20 protein-coding genes are annotated in these 17056 nt (G+C 64.7%); 9 read left to right on the top strand and 11 right to left on the bottom strand.

What is annotated here, in order from left to right; all coding sequences use genetic code 11:
• The first annotated feature begins 57 nt into the window (after window positions 1–57).
• Window positions 58–999: a YihY/virulence factor BrkB family protein gene (locus tag ACK8CP_RS16970; RefSeq protein ID WP_128290727.1), complete on the top strand. Its 942-nt coding sequence runs from the start codon at window positions 58–60 to the stop codon at window positions 997–999.
• A gap of 11 nt (window positions 1000–1010) precedes the next feature.
• Window positions 1011–1925, top strand: coding sequence for a DMT family transporter (locus ACK8CP_RS16965; RefSeq protein WP_414832588.1), 915 nt, complete (start codon window positions 1011–1013; stop codon window positions 1923–1925).
• Here the strand turns inward: ACK8CP_RS16965 and ACK8CP_RS16960 are convergent.
• On the bottom strand, window positions 1874–2305 hold the full coding sequence (locus ACK8CP_RS16960; protein WP_414834288.1) for a cupin domain-containing protein: 432 nt from the start codon (window positions 2303–2305) through the stop codon (window positions 1874–1876). The two genes, ACK8CP_RS16965 and ACK8CP_RS16960, sit on opposite strands and share 52 nt — an antisense overlap.
• 47 nt (window positions 2306–2352) lie before the next feature.
• Window positions 2353–3123 (bottom strand): hydroxyacylglutathione hydrolase, encoded by a 771-nt coding sequence (gene gloB / locus ACK8CP_RS16955; protein WP_414832587.1) that lies wholly within the window; start codon window positions 3121–3123, stop codon window positions 2353–2355.
• Window positions 3124–3305: 182 nt separating this feature from the next.
• On the opposite strand from gloB, the gene ACK8CP_RS16950 reads away from it, so the two are divergent.
• Window positions 3306–4046 carry a class I SAM-dependent methyltransferase gene (locus tag ACK8CP_RS16950; protein WP_234630395.1) on the top strand — a complete coding sequence of 247 codons (741 nt, stop codon included), beginning with the start codon at window positions 3306–3308 and terminating at the stop codon, window positions 4044–4046.
• 20 nt (window positions 4047–4066) lie between these two features.
• Here the strand turns inward: ACK8CP_RS16950 and metW are convergent, their stop codons facing one another.
• Together metW and metX are read right to left on the bottom strand one after the other, a co-directional pair.
• Window positions 4067–4705 carry a methionine biosynthesis protein MetW gene (gene metW, locus ACK8CP_RS16945; protein WP_414832586.1) on the bottom strand — a complete coding sequence of 213 codons (639 nt, stop codon included), beginning with the start codon at window positions 4703–4705 and terminating at the stop codon, window positions 4067–4069.
• Window positions 4702–5874 (bottom strand): homoserine O-acetyltransferase MetX, encoded by a 1173-nt coding sequence (gene metX / locus ACK8CP_RS16940; RefSeq protein WP_128290724.1) that lies wholly within the window; start codon window positions 5872–5874, stop codon window positions 4702–4704. The genes metW and metX overlap by 4 nt, the downstream gene beginning before the upstream one ends.
• 135 nt (window positions 5875–6009) lie before the next feature.
• On the opposite strand from metX, the gene ACK8CP_RS16935 reads away from it, so the two are divergent.
• From ACK8CP_RS16935 to ACK8CP_RS16925, 3 genes are read left to right on the top strand one after another with little or no spacing between them, the layout of a single operon-like run.
• Window positions 6010–6843, top strand: a complete 834-nt coding sequence (locus ACK8CP_RS16935) for a chorismate mutase (protein WP_414832585.1) — start codon at window positions 6010–6012, stop codon at window positions 6841–6843.
• Window positions 6840–7931: a histidinol-phosphate transaminase gene (gene hisC / locus ACK8CP_RS16930; protein ID WP_414832584.1), complete on the top strand. Its 1092-nt coding sequence runs from the start codon at window positions 6840–6842 to the stop codon at window positions 7929–7931. The genes ACK8CP_RS16935 and hisC overlap by 4 nt, the downstream gene beginning before the upstream one ends.
• Window positions 7932–7944: 13 nt before the next feature.
• A complete protein-coding gene (locus ACK8CP_RS16925; protein WP_414832583.1) occupies window positions 7945–8853 on the top strand; it encodes a prephenate/arogenate dehydrogenase family protein in 909 nt (302 codons plus the stop codon).
• A 2-nt stretch (window positions 8854–8855) separates the two neighbouring features.
• Here ACK8CP_RS16925 and ACK8CP_RS16920 read toward each other — a convergent pair whose 3' ends face one another.
• Window positions 8856–9830: a DUF2125 domain-containing protein gene (locus ACK8CP_RS16920; RefSeq protein WP_414832582.1), complete on the bottom strand. Its 975-nt coding sequence runs from the start codon at window positions 9828–9830 to the stop codon at window positions 8856–8858.
• Window positions 9831–9890: 60 nt separating this feature from the next.
• Here ACK8CP_RS16920 and ACK8CP_RS16915 point away from each other — a divergent pair, with 60 nt between their 5' ends.
• Entirely contained in the window at window positions 9891–10475 is a 585-nt protein-coding gene (locus tag ACK8CP_RS16915; protein ID WP_414832581.1) for a gamma-glutamylcyclotransferase, read from the top strand.
• Here ACK8CP_RS16915 and ACK8CP_RS16910 read toward each other — a convergent pair.
• From ACK8CP_RS16910 to ftsE, 6 genes are all read right to left on the bottom strand, one after another.
• Entirely contained in the window at window positions 10457–10816 is a 360-nt protein-coding gene (locus tag ACK8CP_RS16910) for a hypothetical protein (RefSeq protein WP_414832580.1), read from the bottom strand. The two genes, ACK8CP_RS16915 and ACK8CP_RS16910, sit on opposite strands and share 19 nt — an antisense overlap.
• 30 nt (window positions 10817–10846) lie before the next feature.
• On the bottom strand, window positions 10847–11614 hold the full coding sequence (locus tag ACK8CP_RS16905) for a lysophospholipid acyltransferase family protein (RefSeq protein ID WP_234630300.1): 768 nt from the start codon (window positions 11612–11614) through the stop codon (window positions 10847–10849).
• 400 nt (window positions 11615–12014) lie between these two features.
• Entirely contained in the window at window positions 12015–12986 is a 972-nt protein-coding gene (locus ACK8CP_RS16900) for an SLAC1 anion channel family protein (protein WP_414832579.1), read from the bottom strand.
• Window positions 12987–13140: 154 nt separating this feature from the next.
• Window positions 13141–13776, bottom strand: coding sequence for a YdcF family protein (locus ACK8CP_RS16895; protein WP_261215458.1), 636 nt, complete (start codon window positions 13774–13776; stop codon window positions 13141–13143).
• A gap of 65 nt (window positions 13777–13841) precedes the next feature.
• Window positions 13842–14885, bottom strand: coding sequence for a cell division protein FtsX (locus ACK8CP_RS16890; protein WP_234630297.1), 1044 nt, complete (start codon window positions 14883–14885; stop codon window positions 13842–13844).
• Complete coding sequence (gene ftsE, locus ACK8CP_RS16885) at window positions 14875–15540, bottom strand: cell division ATP-binding protein FtsE (protein WP_092813800.1); 666 nt, start codon at window positions 15538–15540, stop codon at window positions 14875–14877. Before ftsE ends, ACK8CP_RS16890 begins: the two co-directional genes overlap by 11 nt.
• A gap of 165 nt (window positions 15541–15705) precedes the next feature.
• Here ftsE and ACK8CP_RS16880 point away from each other — a divergent pair, with 165 nt between their 5' ends.
• Window positions 15706–16494 carry a hypothetical protein gene (locus tag ACK8CP_RS16880; protein ID WP_414832578.1) on the top strand — a complete coding sequence of 263 codons (789 nt, stop codon included), beginning with the start codon at window positions 15706–15708 and terminating at the stop codon, window positions 16492–16494.
• Window positions 16491–17048, top strand: coding sequence for a hypoxanthine phosphoribosyltransferase (gene hpt / locus ACK8CP_RS16875; RefSeq protein WP_128290713.1), 558 nt, complete (start codon window positions 16491–16493; stop codon window positions 17046–17048). Before ACK8CP_RS16880 ends, hpt begins: the two co-directional genes overlap by 4 nt.
• Window positions 17049–17056: the final 8 nt, after the last annotated feature.

Raw genomic sequence — 17056 nt, 5'->3', positions numbered from 1 at the left:
CGGCAAGGGCATGCGGTCGTTTCTGTTTCACGACCGGGCCCTTGCTGATAGGCGATCATGGCATTTGGCGACAGCGAGGAGATCTGGCCCGTTCGTCTGGTCCGGCTGATCTGGCGCGCCCTGCGCTTCCTCTGGCGCGTCAATATCAACGCCATCTCCGGGTTGTTGCGCCATGACGGCATCATGCTCGCGAGCGCCATCGCCTTTTCGCTGATCTTCGCGCTGTTTCCGTTTCTCCTTTTCCTGATCGCGCTTGCCGGCGTCTTCGGCGGCCCGGAACTTGCCGATTATCTCACCCGCGAAGCCTTCCACGTCATGCCCGAGCACATGGTGAGAACCATCGAGCCGGAGGTGAACCGCGTCCTCGACAGCCGCAATGGCGGCCTCATCACCATCGGCCTTCTCGTCACGCTCGTCTCCATCACCGGCGCCGTGGAGGCCGTGCGCGAAGCCCTCAACAAGGCCTATCGCTGTTCCGATCAGCGCAATTTCCTGCATCGCTATGGCGGCAGCGTCATCTTCGTCTTCCTCGGCATGGCGTTTTTGATCATCGTCTCGGCGCTCGGCGTCGCCCTGCCGATCTGGCTCGCCGTGGTGCGCGCCTATTTCCCCGACCAGGCGCTCTATCAGGAGATGATCTCCGCCGGCGGTCGCGTGATCCTCTTCCTGGTCATGGTCGCGATGCTGACCTCGGTGCACATCTTCCTGCCGGCGAACCACCGCCGCGTGCGCGTCCTGGCCTCGGGCGTCATCCTGACCGTCGCGCTCTGGTGGGTGGCGGGACGCATCTTCTCCTTCTACATCTCCGTCTTCGCCAATTATTCCGCCACCTATGCCGGTCTCGGCGGCATCGTGGCGCTGATGTTCTTCCTCTATATCCAGGCGCTCATCTTCCAGTACGGTGCGGAGCTCAACCGTGCCATCGACGACGAAATCACCAATCGCAAGGAAACCTGGATGATGCGCCACCAACTCAAATTGCCCTTCGGTCGGCGCTGAGGAGCTGCCGCATGAGCCGATCCCTCGCCACCGCGCTCGGCACGACCGCGATCTTGATGTGGGCGCTGCTCGCTCTCTTCACCGCCGCAAGCGGCGAGGTTCCGCCCTTCCAGCTCGCCGCCCTCACCTTCACGGTCGGCACCGCGATCGGCTTCATCTGGCTTTGGGCCAAGGGCCGGTTTCATGAATTGCGGCAGCCGCTCTCCGTCTGGGTCTTCGGCACGGTCGGCCTCTTCGGCTATCACGCGCTCTATTTCACCGCGCTCAGAAACGCCCCGCCGGTGGAGGCGGGCCTCATCGCCTATCTCTGGCCGCTTCTGATCGTCGTCTTTTCGGCGCTTCTGCCGGGCGAGAAACTGCGCTGGTATCATCTCGTGGGCGCGCTTCTCGGCCTCTCCGGCACGGTTCTCATCGTCACACGGGGCGAGAGCCTGAGCTTTGATCCGCGCTACACGCTCGGCTATGTCGCGGCGCTCGGCTGCGCCCTCACCTGGTCGAGCTATTCCGTCCTCTCGCGCCGCCTCGCCTCGGTGCCGACCGGCATCGTCGCCGGCTATTGCGGCACGACGGCGATCGGGGCGGCGATCGCGCATCTTCTTTTCGAGACGACGGTGTGGCCGGCCGACGGCGGCGAATGGCTTGCCGTCCTCGGCCTCGGGCTGATGCCCGTCGGCGCGGCGTTCTATGTCTGGGACATCGGCGTCAAACGCGGCGACATCCAGCTCCTCGGCGTGACGAGCTATGCCGCACCGCTTCTGTCCACGATCATCCTGATTGCAGCCGGCTATGGCGTACTGACGCCGCAGATCGCCGTCGCCGCGCTCCTCATCACCGGGGGCGCACTTCTTGCCGCAAGAGGCGGGCGCTTCTCGCGTCAGAGACCGGGCTCGAAGCCTGCTTCCGCCAGCTCGAACACCTCGAACTGAAAGCCCGGCGCCACGCTGCAGCCGACGAGCGTCCAGGCGCCGAGGCTTTCCGCCGCCTGCCAGGCAAAGGCGGGCACCACGCATTGCGGCCGCTCACCGGCGGCAAGATCGGGACCGAGGAGATGCCGGCGCCGTGCCATCCCCTCTTCGGCGATCTCGAGAGCGAGCGGCGCTCCGGCGTAATAATGCCAGGCCTCGCTCGCATCGATCCGGTGCCAGTGGGAACGCTCGCCTTCGGCCAGAAGAAAATAGATGAGCGTGCCGGCGGCCCGTCCGCCGGCCTCCCGCTCGTCGCGAAACGTCTCCAGAAAATGCCCGCCTTCCGGATGCGGCGTGAGCTTCAGGAGGGCAATCACCTCCTCCGCGCTCAGGCTCTCCATCCGGCCACCGGCCCGGTCTTCTCTCGGCATCGTTCGCAGCCCGTCGCTCAGAAATTGTCCTTGCGCTTGCGCGTCTCGGCAAAGACCGCGACAGGCTCCTCGCCTTCCATGCCGAGCGCCTGCTGAAATGCCGGATCATCGGCACGCAGGAACGGATTGGTCGCCTTTTCGAGTGCGATCGTCGTCGGCAGCGTCGCATGGCCGTCCTGGCGCAGCCCTTCGACTTCCTTCTTGCGCTCGGCGAGCTTTTCGTTGTCGGGATCGACGCTGACGGCGAATTCCGCATTGGCGAGCGTGTATTCGTGACCGCAATAGACGACGGTCTCGTCCGGCAGCGCGCGCAGCTTCTGCAACGAAGTCCACATCTGCTCGGCCGTGCCTTCGAAGACCCGCCCGCAGCCGAGCGCGAACAGCGTGTCGCCGACGAAAACGACGCCGTCCTCGGTGAAATAATAGGCGAGATGGTCGAGCGTATGTCCGGGCGTCTCCAACACCTGGATGGTGCGGCCGGCCCATTTGAACGTCTCGCCGTCCTCCACCGTCTTGTCGTAGAGGCCAGTCGCGGCCGCACTCTTGCGCGGACCGATGGTGCGCGCGGAAAACGTCTCGCGCAGCGCCGGCACGCCCTCGATATGGTCGAAGTGCTTGTGGGTCACGAAAATATCTGTGAGCACCCAGCCGCGCGCCTGCAGCGCCTCGATGATGGGATCGGCTTCGGGCGCATCGATGGCCGCCGTCGCCCCCGAATCAGGGTCATGCACCAGAACGGCGTAATTGTCCGAACGGGCCGGAAACTGAACGATTTCGAGTGCCGCCAAGGCCTTCTCCTTCTCGATTGGGTTGCGCTGGACGCTCGGTGTTGGCGTTAGGTGTTGGCGTGCGGCCAGTATAGGGCGATATTTCCCGCCATGAAGCCGTGAGCAAGGCATGCTAGACGATGGGGCGCAGTTGGGTCCCAGTGCCACGGCGCTGACGGAGGAAGGTCTGGCAGGTTCACGTGATGCATCTTGACGTCGTCGATCTGCGCGAATTCTACGCAAGCCTTCTCGGCAGAATGGTGACGCGGCATGTGCGCGACAGCATGCACCGGCTGATCAATGTCGGGCCGAGCGATCGCGTCCTCGGCCTTGGCTTCGCCACCCCCTATCTCGGCCCGCAGCTCGGCCGGGCCGAACGTGTCTTCGCCTTCATGCCGGCGCCGCAGGGTGTCATGGAATGGCCCTGCGCCAGCCGCTCTGCGACGGCCCTCGTGGAGGAGACCTGTCTGCCGCTGCCCGATGCCGCCATCGATCTTGCCATTCTCGTCCATGCGCTCGAAACCTCGTCGCAACCGCCGGAACTGATGGCGGAGCTGCGCCGCGTTCTCACCAACAACGGCCGCGTCTTCATCGTCGTTCCCAATCGCCAGGGGGCCTGGGCGCGCGTCGAGACCTCGCCCTTCGGCTATGGCCGCCCCTATTCGCGCAGCCAGCTGAAGTCGCTCCTGCAGGAGACGGGCTTCAACGTCACCGCCTGGACGACCGCGCTCCATATGTGGCCGACGCAAAGCCGCTCGCTCCTCAGCCTGTCGCCCGCCATCGAAAAGCTCGGCCGCAATCTCTGGCCGGCGTTTTCCGGCGTCACCTGCGTCTATGCGCAAAAGGTGGTGATGCCGGCGACGACCGTGAAGGCGAAACGGGCGTTCCGCCCGGCGCTGAAGCCGGCGCTTCAGCCGGGCGTCGGCATGATCGACGCGACCTGAGGCCGGGCCTCGCGAAGGATCTAACCGCGGCTCAGAACGAACACGGCCTGCTCGCCGAACAGGTTCCAGATCGTCCAGGGAGCCGTCTGCGTCATCCGCTTGCCCTCCCCATAGAGACAGACCGCATCCTCGATCGTGGCATCGATCTCGCCCGTCAGGGTCAAAAAGTCCTTGATCGTGCAGAAATGGATGTTCGGCGTGTCGTACCAGCTATAGGGCAGGTTGGAGGTGATCGGCATGCGCCCCCAGACCATGAACTGGCTGCGGATGCGCCAATTGCCGAAGTTCGGGAACGACACGATCGCCCGCCGGCCGATGCGCAGAAGATTCTCCACGACCGTGCGCGGATTGCGCGTCGCCTGCAGCGTCTGGCTCAGAATGGCAAAATCGAAGGCGCCGTCGGGATAGGTTTCGAGATCCCGGTCCGCATCGCCCTGGATGACGGAAAGCCCCTCGGCCACCGCCTGGTTCACGCCCCTTTGCGACAATTCGATGCCGCGGCCGTCGACGCCCTTCTCCTGGGCGAGGAGCTTCAGAAGCGCCCCGTCGCCGCAGCCGACATCGAGCACGCGCGACCCCGGACTGACGAAGCTCGCGATCACCCGGAGGTCGACACGTTCCGGATCCGCCGCCATCGTCGCCAATTGCATCTCGCTCATTCCGCCAGCCCCCTGACACGTGCCGCACCGCGCAGAAAGCCCGAGACGGTGCGAAACAGCTCCGGCTCGTCGAGCAGGAAGGCGTCGTGGCCGCGATCCGTCTCCACCTCCACGAAGGAGACATTCGCACCCGACGCATTGAGCGAATGCACGATCGAACGGTTCTCGGCCGTCGGAAACAGCCAGTCGCTGCTGAAGGAGATCACGCAGAACCGCGACGTAGCCCCCCGAAAGGCATCCGCCAGCCGCCCGCGGAAATCCTTGGCCAGGTCGAAATAATCCATCGCCCGCGTCAGATAGAGATAGGAGTTCGCGTCGAAGCGCTCCACGAACGTCATGCCCTGATGGCGCAGATAGGATTCGATCTGGAAATCGGCATCGAAGCCGAAGGTCAGCGCCTCGCGGTCCTGCAGATGCCGGCCGAATTTGTGGTGCAGCGCGCTCTCCGACAGATAGGTGATGTGCGCCGCCATGCGCGCCACGGCGAGGCCTTTCGCCGGCCGCTTGCCGAGCATCAGATATTTGCCGCCGCACCAATCGGGATCGGCCATCACCGCCTGCCGGCCGACTTCGTTGAAGCCGATATTCTGCGAGGTGTGGCGCGGCGCGGTCGCGATCGGGATCGCGGCGAAGACGCGCTCGGGATAGCTGACGGCCCATTGCAGAACCTGCATGCCGCCCATCGAACCGCCGACGACGGCAAAAAGTTTCTCGATGCCGAGCTCGTCGACGAGCCGCGCCTGCGCCCGCACCATGTCGCGCACGGTGATGACCGGCAGATCGAGCGCATAGGGCTCGCCGCTCGCAGGGTTCGATGATGCCGGTCCCGTCGATCCCATGCAGCCGCCGAGCACATTGGCGCAGATGACGAAATAGCGGTCCGTGTCGATCGGCCGGCCCGGCCCCACCATCAGCGACCACCAGCCGGCCTTGCCGGTCACCGGATGCTCGTTGGCGACATGTTGATCGCCGGTCAGCGCATGGCAGACCAGGATGGCGTTCGATTTGTCTTCGTTGAGCGTTCCGTAGACCTGATAGGCGATCTGAAAGCTCGGCAGCGCATCGCCACCGTCGAGCGCAAGCGTCTCCGCAAAACCCATGCAGAGGCTTGAAGGGCAATCCACCTGCCGGGCAGCGGCGGTGGCATGATTTGGCACACCGGCATCCATTGCGACGTTCCTTCGGTGGTTGAGCGGCTTAGGAAGCGAGCTTCGCGCCTGTCAATCTTTTCTTTGCGTCCAGCCGGCCGTCTCGCTATGCAGCAAAGCGAAGAAACCCGCCGCCTAGAAGACCGGATACCACCCATGAGCGCCATGGCACCCGACGCGCTTGCCAAGATCCGCCAGCGTATCGACCACATCGACGAGGAGGTTCATCGCCTTCTGATCGAACGCAGCGCCGTGATCGACGAACTCATCCACATCAAGGGGACGAGCGCGCCGGGAGCGGCCTTCCGGCCGGACCGGGAAGCGCACATGATGCGGGCGCTCGTCATGCGTCACGAAGGCATTCTGCCGCTTGCGACCGTCGAGCACATCTGGCGCGAGGTGATCTCCACCTTCACCGCGATGCAGGCACCGTTCCGCATCCTGATCGGCCAGTCGACGGACCCCGCCGCGCTGCAGGATCTCGTCCGTTTTCAGTTCGGCTTTTCCGTGCCGGCGGAAGCGGCGGCAAGCGATGCCGACGCCCTGGCGGCCCTGCGCCGCGACGGCGATCTCATCGCCATTTTGTCCCCCCACTCGCCCGGGCGCTGGTGGCGGAATTTCGACGGCGAGGATCTGCAGATTTTCGCGCGCCTGCCCTTCATCATCGCGCCGAACCACCCGGTCCAGGCCGAGGCCTATGTCGCCGGCCCCAAGCTGTCCGTGCCGCCGGAGGCCGATATCCGGCTCTGGCGCATGCACGCGACGGGCGCCTTCGAAAAAACGCTGTCCGCCTTCAACGCGCGCATCGTCACGCGGGAGGGCGATGAGATCCTCGTCGAGATTTCGGGCGCGATCTCCTACGCCGCTTTGAGCGAGGAAGCTGAAAAGCGCGGCGCGACCTTTTCCGAGCCCTTGGAGCTCGGCTCCTTCGCCGCACCGATCCATTTCGTCGGCCAGGAGGAAGAACAGACGGAAGAAGACCAGGTATGAGCACCAAGGCTCTCACGCCCCGCAAAGGGGTCCTCGATATCGCCGCCTATGTGCCGGGCGATAGCGGGGACGGCGGCCGGGAGACGTTCAAACTCTCCTCCAACGAGACCCCGCTCGGCCCGAGCCCGGCGGCGGTGGAAGCGTTTCGTTCGCTCGCCGGCGACCTGCATCTTTATCCCGACGGCTCGGCCCGCAAGCTGCGTGAGGCGATCGCCGCCACCCATGGTCTCAATCCCGACCGCATCATCTGCGGCAACGGCTCCGACGAGATCCTGACGCTTGCCGCCCAGACGTTCCTGTCGCCGGGCGACGAGGCGATCTATCCGCAGTACGGATTTCTCGTCTACCGCATCGCCATCCTGTCGGCCGGCGCGACGCCGGTCGTGGCGCCGGAAAAAGACCTCACCGTCGACGTCGATGCGATCCTCGCCTGCGTCACGGAGAAGACGCGGCTCGTCTATCTCGCCAATCCGAGCAACCCGACGGGCACCTATCTCCCCTTCTCGGAGATCCGCCGCCTGCAGCGCGGCCTGCCGGCGAACGTCCTTCTCGTCCTCGACGCGGCCTATGCCGAATACGTCCGGCGCAACGATTACGAGAGCGGCATCGAGCTCGCGGGCGAAGCGCCGAACGTCCTGATGACGCGCACCTTCTCCAAGATCTACGGGCTCGCCGCGCTCAGGATCGGCTGGGCCTATGGCCCGGCTTCCGTCATCGAGCTCCTCAACCGCACGCGCGGCCCCTTCAACGTCTCGGCGCCCTCGCTCGCCGCCGGGGCGGCGGCGATGGCCGACCGCGCCCATGTCGAGACGGCGATCGCCCACAACGAAAAATGGCTGCCCTGGGTGAGCGAAGAGCTTGAAAAGCTCGGCCTGACGGTGACGCCGAGCGCCGGCAATTTCATCCTCATCCATTTCCCGGACACCCCGGCCAGGAATGCCGAAGCCGCCGACAAGGCTCTGCGGGCCGAAGGCTGCATTCTGCGCCGGGTGGCGGGCTATGGCTTTCCCAACGCACTGCGCATGAGCATCGGCACGGAAGCGGCCAACCGCAAGGTGGTGGACGTGCTCACCCGCTTCTTTGCCTGATCCATTTCCCATCATGTTCAAACGTCTTTGTCTCATCGGTATCGGTCTCATCGGCTCGTCGATCGCCCTGCGGGCGCGCAAGGAGGGCCTCGTCGAGGAGATCGCCATCCAGAGCCGGCGCCAGGAAACCGTCGACGCGGCGGCGCGCCGCGGTCTTGGCGACACCTACACGACCGATCCCGCGGAAGCGGTCAAAGGCGCCGATCTCGTCATTTTGTGCGTGCCGGTCGGCGCGGTGGGCGACATCACGCAGGCGATTGCCCCGCATCTTGAGCCGGGTGCGATCGTCTCCGACGTCGGCTCCGTCAAAGGCGCGGTCGTCGCCGCGATGCAGCCGCATCTGCCCGACCACATCGATTTCGTGCCCGCCCATCCGATTGCCGGCACCGAGCATTCCGGGCCGGATGCGGGCTTTCCGGAACTCTTCGACGGGCGCTGGTGCGTTCTGACCCCGCCCTCAGGGACCAATCCCGAGGCCGTTGAGAAGCTCAAAGCCTTCTGGGAACGGCTCGGCTCGCATGTCGAGACGATGGAGCCCAGCCATCACGACATGGTCCTCGCCATCACCAGCCATGTGCCGCATCTCATCGCCTACAACATCGTCGGCACCGCCGCCGATCTGGAGACGGTGACGGAATCGGAAGTCATGAAATTCGCCGCCGGCGGCTTTCGCGATTTCACGCGCATCGCCGCCTCCGATCCGACCATGTGGCGCGACATCTTCCTCACCAACCGCGAAGCGGTTCTGGAGATGCTCGCCCGCTTCAACGAGGATCTGACGGCCCTGCAGCGGGCGATCCGCTGGGGCGACGGCGACACGCTCTTCGATCTCTTCACGCGCACGCGTGCGATCCGCCGCGGCATCATCGAGGCCGGCCAGGAAACGGCCGATCCCGATTTCGGCCGCCAGAAAAAGGCGTAACCTCAAAAGAGCGGCGGCACCCGCCCGAGATTGATGAAGGCGATACGCGCCGCGCCCCGGTCGAGGCTGATCGTGAGGCGCCGCGCCGGAAGCCCGTCCACCTCCGCTGGCACGCCGATACCGGAAATCGCCGCCAGCACCAGCTGACCCGGCTCGCGGATGCCGTCCGGCATCTCCTTGATGGAGCGCGACAGGGCTTCGATGCCGGTGATCGTAACATCGAGCTGGCCGGAGACGAGCCCGTCGGGGCCGATCCGCAAGGGCCCGGATGCCAGCACCCGCGCACCCCCGGTCTTCAATTCCGCACGCATCTGCCGCAATTCGAGGCCGGTCTGGCGCAGACCCGGAAGTCCGCTCAGAACGGCCTCCGGCGCGGCCGCGACATCGGCGGCAAGCGCCAGATCGCTCGCCGGCAAAGCGAGATCGTCCTTGATGACGGTGAGACCACGCAGCGCCACCTGCACCGAGGTGCCGTCTTCCGCCTCCGTGGGCTTCACCAGAGCCTGCCCGCGATCGAGGCCGGCCGTCACCGCACCCTGCACCGTGCGTCCGCCCATGACGTCGACGGTGGCGCGCTTGAGGCCGTCCCCGCCGAAACCGGTCGTCATCTTGGCATCGGCGAATTCGAGTTTCAGAGGTTCGGCGAGATAGGGCGCCTTGATGGTCAACGGGCTCGCCAGCTCCGTTTCGACCTGCTGCGGGCGTTCGGCCCGCACGGTCGCGGCAAGCGCCGGCGTCGCCGCCTCGGTCCCGGCGGAGGTGAATTCGACAGGCTGCGAGCAGCTGAGCCGCAAGCGGAAGGGAAAGCCGCCGATGTGCCGGCCCGGGCACGACATGACGACGCCGCGCCGCGCCTGCTCGGTAAGGAAAGCATCGAGCTGCCGCTCGGCATAGGTCGCAAGCGCGTACCACCCCGCCGACCAGAGACCCGCCAGGATGACGGCGATGATCGCCAGGACCGTCAAGATGCGTCGCATTCAGGCTTCTCCCTCACGGCCGTTGCGATCGGCCGGCGCAACTGATAGCTCCAGCCCGCGATGGCGCAAGTTCCTTCAGACGAAGATTTCTGGGTTTTCGGCTACGGGTCCCTCATGTGGAACCCGGGCTTTCCGCATGTCGAGACGAAACCGGCGCGTCTCATCGGCGCCCACCGCTCGCTCTGCGTCTATTCCTTCGTGCATCGCGGCACCGAAGAACGGCCGGGCCTCGTCCTCGGTCTCGATCGCGGCGGCAGCTGCCGGGGCCTCGCCTTCAAGGTGAAGGCGGACGACCGCGAAGCCGTCGTCGAATATCTTCGCGCCCGCGAACAGGTGACGCGCGTCTACAAGGAAGCCGTCCGGCAGGTCGTCTTCGCGGATGGCCGCGGCCATGCCCTCGTCTATCTCGTCGATCGCGCGCACCAGCAATATGCCGGCGTTCTCGATGCGCCCCATCAGCTCGAAATCGTCCGTCACGCGCACGGACAATCCGGGCCGAACACCGACTATGTCGTCAGCACGGCCCAGCATCTGCGCGACATGAGCGTCGTCGACCGCCATCTCTTCTGGCTCGCCGAAGAATTGGAACATCATCGCCCTGCGGTGGCGGGCGAAAGCGGCGGCAATCAGGCGGCGACGCAGTAACCGCCGCCGCGGCGTTTTTCCGGAGGGGTTTCCGAAGAGCTCAGATCTTCGCTCACCAATTGTCTGGAACGTCCCGACCCGGCAAGAAAATGCGCGTAGAAGATCACGCCATCGGCGGCGAATCGCAAAACATCCGCAGAATCGAGCGCATCGTCGCTTCCGACCCAGCGGAGATCCCCGCCCTTCACGCAGAGAACCACGGCGTCTTTCACGCTGAGGACGTGTTCCAAATCGAGTCTGCTGAAGAGATAGCGCCGACCCGAAGCCCCCGACCAATAGAGATAACGGTCGGAAACACCCTGCTCCCGCACCACGTGCGGCAGTGATGACTTAACGGTCACGAAAACCTTCCACCTCGTTGCCGCGTCGGTTCAAGTCACCTCTGCGACATGCTCTTCGACAACGATGCGCCGCGTCGCCGGATCGCGTTCGCGTGCTTCTTGCATCAACTCATTTGTTTTATCTTCAATACATTGCTGAAGTTTTGCGGCGAAGGTGGCGGAATCAAGGCCAGGCTCGATCGGCGGCAGAACTTCGACCCGAACTGTGCCGGGAATATGCGCAAACGACCGCCGCGGCCAGTAAAGGCCGGCATTGAGCGCCACCGGCACGACTGGAACCTGAAGTTCCTTGTAAAGATGCACGACGCCGTAGCGGTAATTCGGCGGCGCAAGCGGCGCCCGCCGCGTCCCTTCCGGAAAGATGATGACCTGGAAACCTTTGGCGACGCGGTCTTTGGCGTGTTCGGTGATCGAAAAAAGCGCCTTGGAGCGGCTCCCCCGGTCGACGGGAATATGGCCGTACTTCTTCATGTACCAGCCGAGAAGCGGGATCCACATGAGCTCGCGCTTCAGAATATAGGCGGGCTTGTCCAGCATGTAGACGAGCCGCATCGTCTCCCATGTCGATTGATGCTTGGCCGCGATGATGCAGCCGCCCTTCGGAATGTTCTCCAGCCCGCGCACGTCTTCCTTCACGCCGCAGATGAGCCGGTGCCAGAAGAGCGAGGAGGCGGTCCAGAACTTCGTCACCCAGATACCGTAGCGCTGCGGCAGCAGCAGCATCGGCGAGAACACGATCGCCTGGACGGCGAAATTCACATAGAAAACAACGTTGAACAGGATGGAGCGCGCGTACATGGCCAGCCTCTGAAGCCTCGCCCAAGCGGGGCGCAACCGGAGTGGCGCGCCGCGACCGCAACGTCAAGCCATGTGAGCGGCTCGCGACGAATTCGTTTGAATGTCTGCAGGTTCGCACCCAAATCAGTTCAGTAGTTGTCTGATTGCGGTCATCTGCTCTCGGAAATAAATATCCATGATGAAAGGAGGTTTGCTTTGAAGCTGTTAACTTGGCTTCTTACGAGCCGCGCCGGGAAAACCTTAGGTCGATAACCACAAGCCCCCGGGTTTCGGACAGGCGAAACAAAAGGCGTTAGTGCTGTGGGATAAAGCCCGCCGCAGCAGTTTGCGGTACGGTTATAATCCGTAGGGTAAATGCGAGCTAGTTCCTGATCGACACTCGCACCCTTATATAGGGAGCTTATTCCGGCCGGCAGATTTCCTTTCCCTGGATCGCCAAGGCCGTGCGCAGCGCCAGCACGGCGACGATCGCACAAAGAAGGCCGGCGAGCAGAAATCCGACCCACAGATGGAAGGCCGAGCCCGCCGTCTCCGCGAAGAGGAGCGAGGCGACCGCCAGAGCCGCGACCGGAAACGACAGCGCCCACCAGGACAGCGCGAAGGGAAGTCGCGCGAGCTTCGGCACCTGCGTCACCACGACGAGCGCGAAGACATAGCCGACATTGATCAGGATGCGCGCGAAGGCGTCGACCTCACCCTCGAGCCGAAGATAGGCGATGAAGGCGACCGCCGGCGGCGCGATCAGGATGACGAGCGTCGGCACCAGCCGCCCCGGCAGCGGATCGTGGAAGATCAGCCGGTTGACGACCAGGGTCAGCAGCACGAGCCAGAAGATCAGCCCGGCGGAAAAGAAGAGCCAGCTCACCTCCACGAAGCCGAACTCGACCCCGGCCAACGGCACGATGATGTTGCCGACGGCCGGAATGAACCAGGCCGGATTGAGATGCACATGCTCGAACGGGCGGTGGCCGATCCAATTGGCGATGACGCTGAGCGACAGGACGGCCTGTGCCGCGGCCCCCGCGATCCACACCGGCCTTGCGACCTCAGGCCAGACCGGCGCGGCGGCCGTCGCCATCAAGAGGAGCGAGATCGAGATCGTCGGAAAGAAGGCGATGCGCACCGGATGCGCCCATTCCTCCACCACGTCACGCGGATAAAAGCTGAGTTTCAGCGCGTATTGCAGCGCGATCACGGCAAACACCGCGACCGTCCCATAAAGCGCCCAGGAGGAAATCCGCCCGTCGAGGGCAAGCGCATGCTCGCAGGCACGCAACGTCAGTGTGAGGCCCGAAAGCCCCATCACGATGGCAAAGAAACTGATCGGAAACTGGCCGAGCCTCGAATGCTCAGGCAAAGAGATATCGCTCATCGAATGCCACCCCCCGCGGCATTGGAAGTGATGACCTCAGTCCCGACCCCGGCAAAAGTCGCCGCAGAGCTCTGCTGGATCAATCGCTTCTAAGCTGCTGTGACAATTTGCACCGCCGTCCCGGAGCCGTTGCCGACCTCGCCGCAACGCCCGCTCAGCGCAGCTTCACGACGATATATTTGAGATATTCGCGAAACAGGATGACGAAGATCTCCTTGCGCTGCGCCCAGTCGCCAAGATCGAGGCCCGGCCGGCGCACCGGATAGGGAATGAGCCGCACATCCGGGATTTCGCGCCGCAATTCCGCGATCGAACGCGGCATATGGTAGGCGCTGGTGACGACGATCAGCGAATGATAGCCGTGATGGCGCACCCATTCGCGCGTCTCCTCCGCATTGCCGCGCGTGTCGCGGGCCGCCTTGCCGAGATCGACGCAGCAGCGAAAGAGATCGGAGCTTTCCGACGCCACGGCATTGGCGATCGATTGCTTGCTGTTGTCCGCATAGACGCCTGAAATCAGAAGCCGCTGGCCGGCGCCCGCACGCAGAAGCTCCACGCCCCCCTCCACGCGCGCCGAACCGCCGGTGAGCGCCACGATCGCGTCGGCCTGGGGCGCGGCCGGCGGGCGCGCGGAGGCGACCTGCTGCGCGAAGATGAGGAAGCCGCCGACGAAGAACAGGCCGATCAGGAACACCGCAAAGACGACGACGCGCACCAGCCGCCGCCCGATCGAGGGGCGCGGGCGGGGAGATTTCGCCTCGACTTTCTCAGCCAGCGTCTCGCGGGACATCAACGACCTTTGCTGCCGGAACGTGATCGGGGCTTCCTGATCTGCTTCGCGCGCATTGGCAACGTCTATCCGATCTGTGACAGCGTTCGCCGCACGGTCGAGCGTGCGGTGGCTGCGATGATCACGGCGATCGCCACCACCGTGATCACGGAGCCGATATAGGCCGGCGGCCCGATCGTGAGCCCGCCGAGAAGGCTTCTGAGCTGCGCCTCTTCCGGCGTCGGCCCTTCGACGCCGCCGATCAGCGACAGCAGCGCAAAGAGCGCGATGGCGGCGATACCGCCGAGGCCGGCCCCTTTCAGTCCGAGCACCAGAAAATGCCGCTGGAACTCACCCGCCACATAGGAATCCTCGGCGCCGACGAAATGCAGCACCTCGATCACATCTTTGTTGCCGGCCATGGCGCCGCGCGTCGCGAAGACGACGCAGAGCGCCGTCGCGGTCATCACCAGCGCGACGATGCCGAGCCCGGCGAAGGTGATCGCCTGCGCCATGCGCGCCAGACGTTTGAGCCAGACGCCGTGATCGTCGAGGCTCGCCCCCGGCACTTCGTCGCGCAATTGCCGCGCCAGGCTCGAAAGATCGACATTGCCGTCGAGCCGCACCGCAATGAGCCGCGGCACCGGCAGTTCGACCGGATCGAAATCGCTGCCGAGCCACGGCTCCAGAAGCGCCTTCGAATCGTTTTCGCTGACCGGCTCGGCCGAGAGGACGCCCGGCGTCGCCTCGGCGATCTCCTCCGCGCGCGCCATCGATTGCGCCACGTCGTGACCGCCCGTGACGCTCACCTGGATGGTGACTTCGGCGGCGATCTGGCGCTGCCAGCCGCGCGCCCGGTCGGAGACGACGGAGACGGAGGCGACCGACAGGCACGACAGAAAGCTCATGATCGCCACGAGTACCAGAAGCGCACGCCCGGCGACGGAGCGCGGCGGCACGATCGGGTTTTCTTCGCGCGGCTGCTCGATCGGGCCGGAGCTGACCGAAACGCCCGGACGACGAAGATTCGCATCGATATCGTCGACAGGCGCCGCCGCCTGCGGCGCCCGGCGGCGGGAAAGTCGTGGCCGCTTCAAGCGGCGTTTCTGCCGGCCGGGCTCAGACGACATCGTGAATTTCCATCAAGCCTGAATTGAGGATGAGCCGGCGCGCATCGTACTGGTCCATCAAAGCGAGATCGTGGGTGGCGATCACGATCGAGGTGCCGAGCCGGTTGAGCTCGATGAAGAGCCGCAACAGGCGCCGCGCCAGCGGCGGATCGACATTGCCGGTCGGCTCGTCGGCGAGAAGGATTTCGGGGCGTGTGATGACGGCGCGGGCAATCGCGGCGCGCTGCTTCTCACCGCCCGAAAGAACCGGCGGATGCACCCACATCTTGTCGCCGAGTCCCACCCATTCGAGAAGCTCGGTGACGTCGTGGCGGTAGCTCGAATCCGGATGTCCGAGCACGCGCAAGGGCAGAGCGACGTTCTCATAGGTGGTGAGATGTTCCAGAAGCCGGAAATCCTGGAAGACGATCCCGATCCGCCGCCGCAGCACCGGCACGGTCGTCCGGCTCGCCGTCGCCGCGTCCTGGCCAAAGATCTCCACCATCCCGCGCGTCGGCTTCAAGGACAGGAAGAGAAGCCGCAGAAGCGAGCTCTTGCCGGCACCCGACGGCCCGGTGACATATTGGAAAGAGCCGGGCTCGATCGCAAAGGTCACGTCGCGCAGGATCTCCGGCCCGAGCCCGTAGCGCAGCCCGACATTGTCGAAGCGAATCAGGGGCTGATACCCGTGCGCCGATCGTTCTTCCATGCGTCCTTTCACAAGCCAGGCTGTGGCCGCCGAAGCACACCACCCTCGTCGTCCCATCTGCCTCGCCGCCCGTTAAGCCGACGTTAACGATGTTCGGCAACAACTCGTCGGGCATGGTAAACGGAGTCCTGCATGCCCGAATGCCACGCGGGCGACAAGCGACCCGCCAGGGAACTCGAAATGGAATGCCCTGGCTGCGGCGCACGCGAGCACCTGCAGACGGCATCGCTCGATGCCGAAACGAAGCTCATCGTCTGCGGCCATTGCGGCGAGACTTGGAAGGCGCACACCGACCTGCATCGGGCCCTCCTTCCCGCCTTCCCGGCCGCCTTCCCGGCCTTCGCCGGACAACCGATCGCGGCCTCCCCGCTGCCGTCGGCCGGAACCGCGAAGATCTGGGAAGAAGAGCCGCAGCCGACACCGGGCCGTTCGCGCTTCGTCGACGATGAGACGCCGGTGCAGAAGTCCGAATGGAAAGGCATGGCCCTTCCCGTTCTCAGCGCCCTGTCGCTCGCCTTCCTCGTCCTCTTCGTCCTTGCACGACCTGCAATCGTCAAGGCGGCACCCGATCTCGCCAGCCTCTACGGCCTCGCCGGGCTACAGGTGAGCGCCGATCCCGTCGCCTTTGAGGCGGTCAACGTCTATCGCGCAGAAATGGCGGGACAAAACGCCCTTCTCGTCACCGGCCGGCTCGTCAGTCTTGACCACCGCCCGCAGCCGTTGCAACCGGTCTCCATGGAGATCTACAGCGCCTCAGGCGAGAAACTGGCAAATCGCGCCATGGAAGCCCCCGCCCCGGAAATCGCACCGCGCGAGCGGCTGTCCTTCGCCTACACCCTGACCGATACCCCGCCCAATGCCGCGAGGATCGAGCTTCGCTTCGCCGACCCCTTCATCCAGACCGCCGTTGCCGGTTCATGACGAAAGTGACGACGGCGCATATCCGCCCGCTCTTTTCCGCCGAAGAGATCGACCGCCGCATCAACGAGCTGGCCGAAGCGATCTGCACGACGAAGCCGGAAGAGCTTCTCGCCATCGTCGTCCTGAAAGGCGGCTTCGTCTTCGGCGCCGATCTCGTCCGCGCCATGTCGCGCCGCGGCGTGACGATGGAGATCGAGTTCATTTCGCTCTCTTCCTATGGCGCCAGCCTGAAGACGAGCGGCGAAGTGCGCATCCTACGCGACATCGGCTGCCCGGTTGCCGGACGCGACGTCCTCATCATCGACGACGTCCTCGATTCCGGCCTCACCGTCCGTTTTGCGCGCGAATTGATGGCGACACGCGGCGCCCGCCGCGTCCAGGTCGCGGTCATGATCGACAAACCCGAAGGCCGGAAGGCAGAAATCGAAGCTGATTACGTTGGGTTTACCTGTCCCGACTATTTTGTAGTCGGTTACGGCATGGATGCAGGCCATGCCCATCGCGAACTCCCTTTTGTCGGCGTGGTCGAAAGCGACGAGGAGGGAGCCAATTAGCGGGGAAG

The sequence above is a fragment of the Afifella sp. YEN Y35 genome (genome assembly GCF_047553465.1).
In the GTDB taxonomy this organism is placed as follows: Bacteria; Pseudomonadota; Alphaproteobacteria; order Rhizobiales; family Afifellaceae; genus Afifella; species Afifella aestuarii.
Note: the sequence above shows the minus strand (reverse complement) of the source record. Positions and strands in the feature narration are given on the sequence as shown.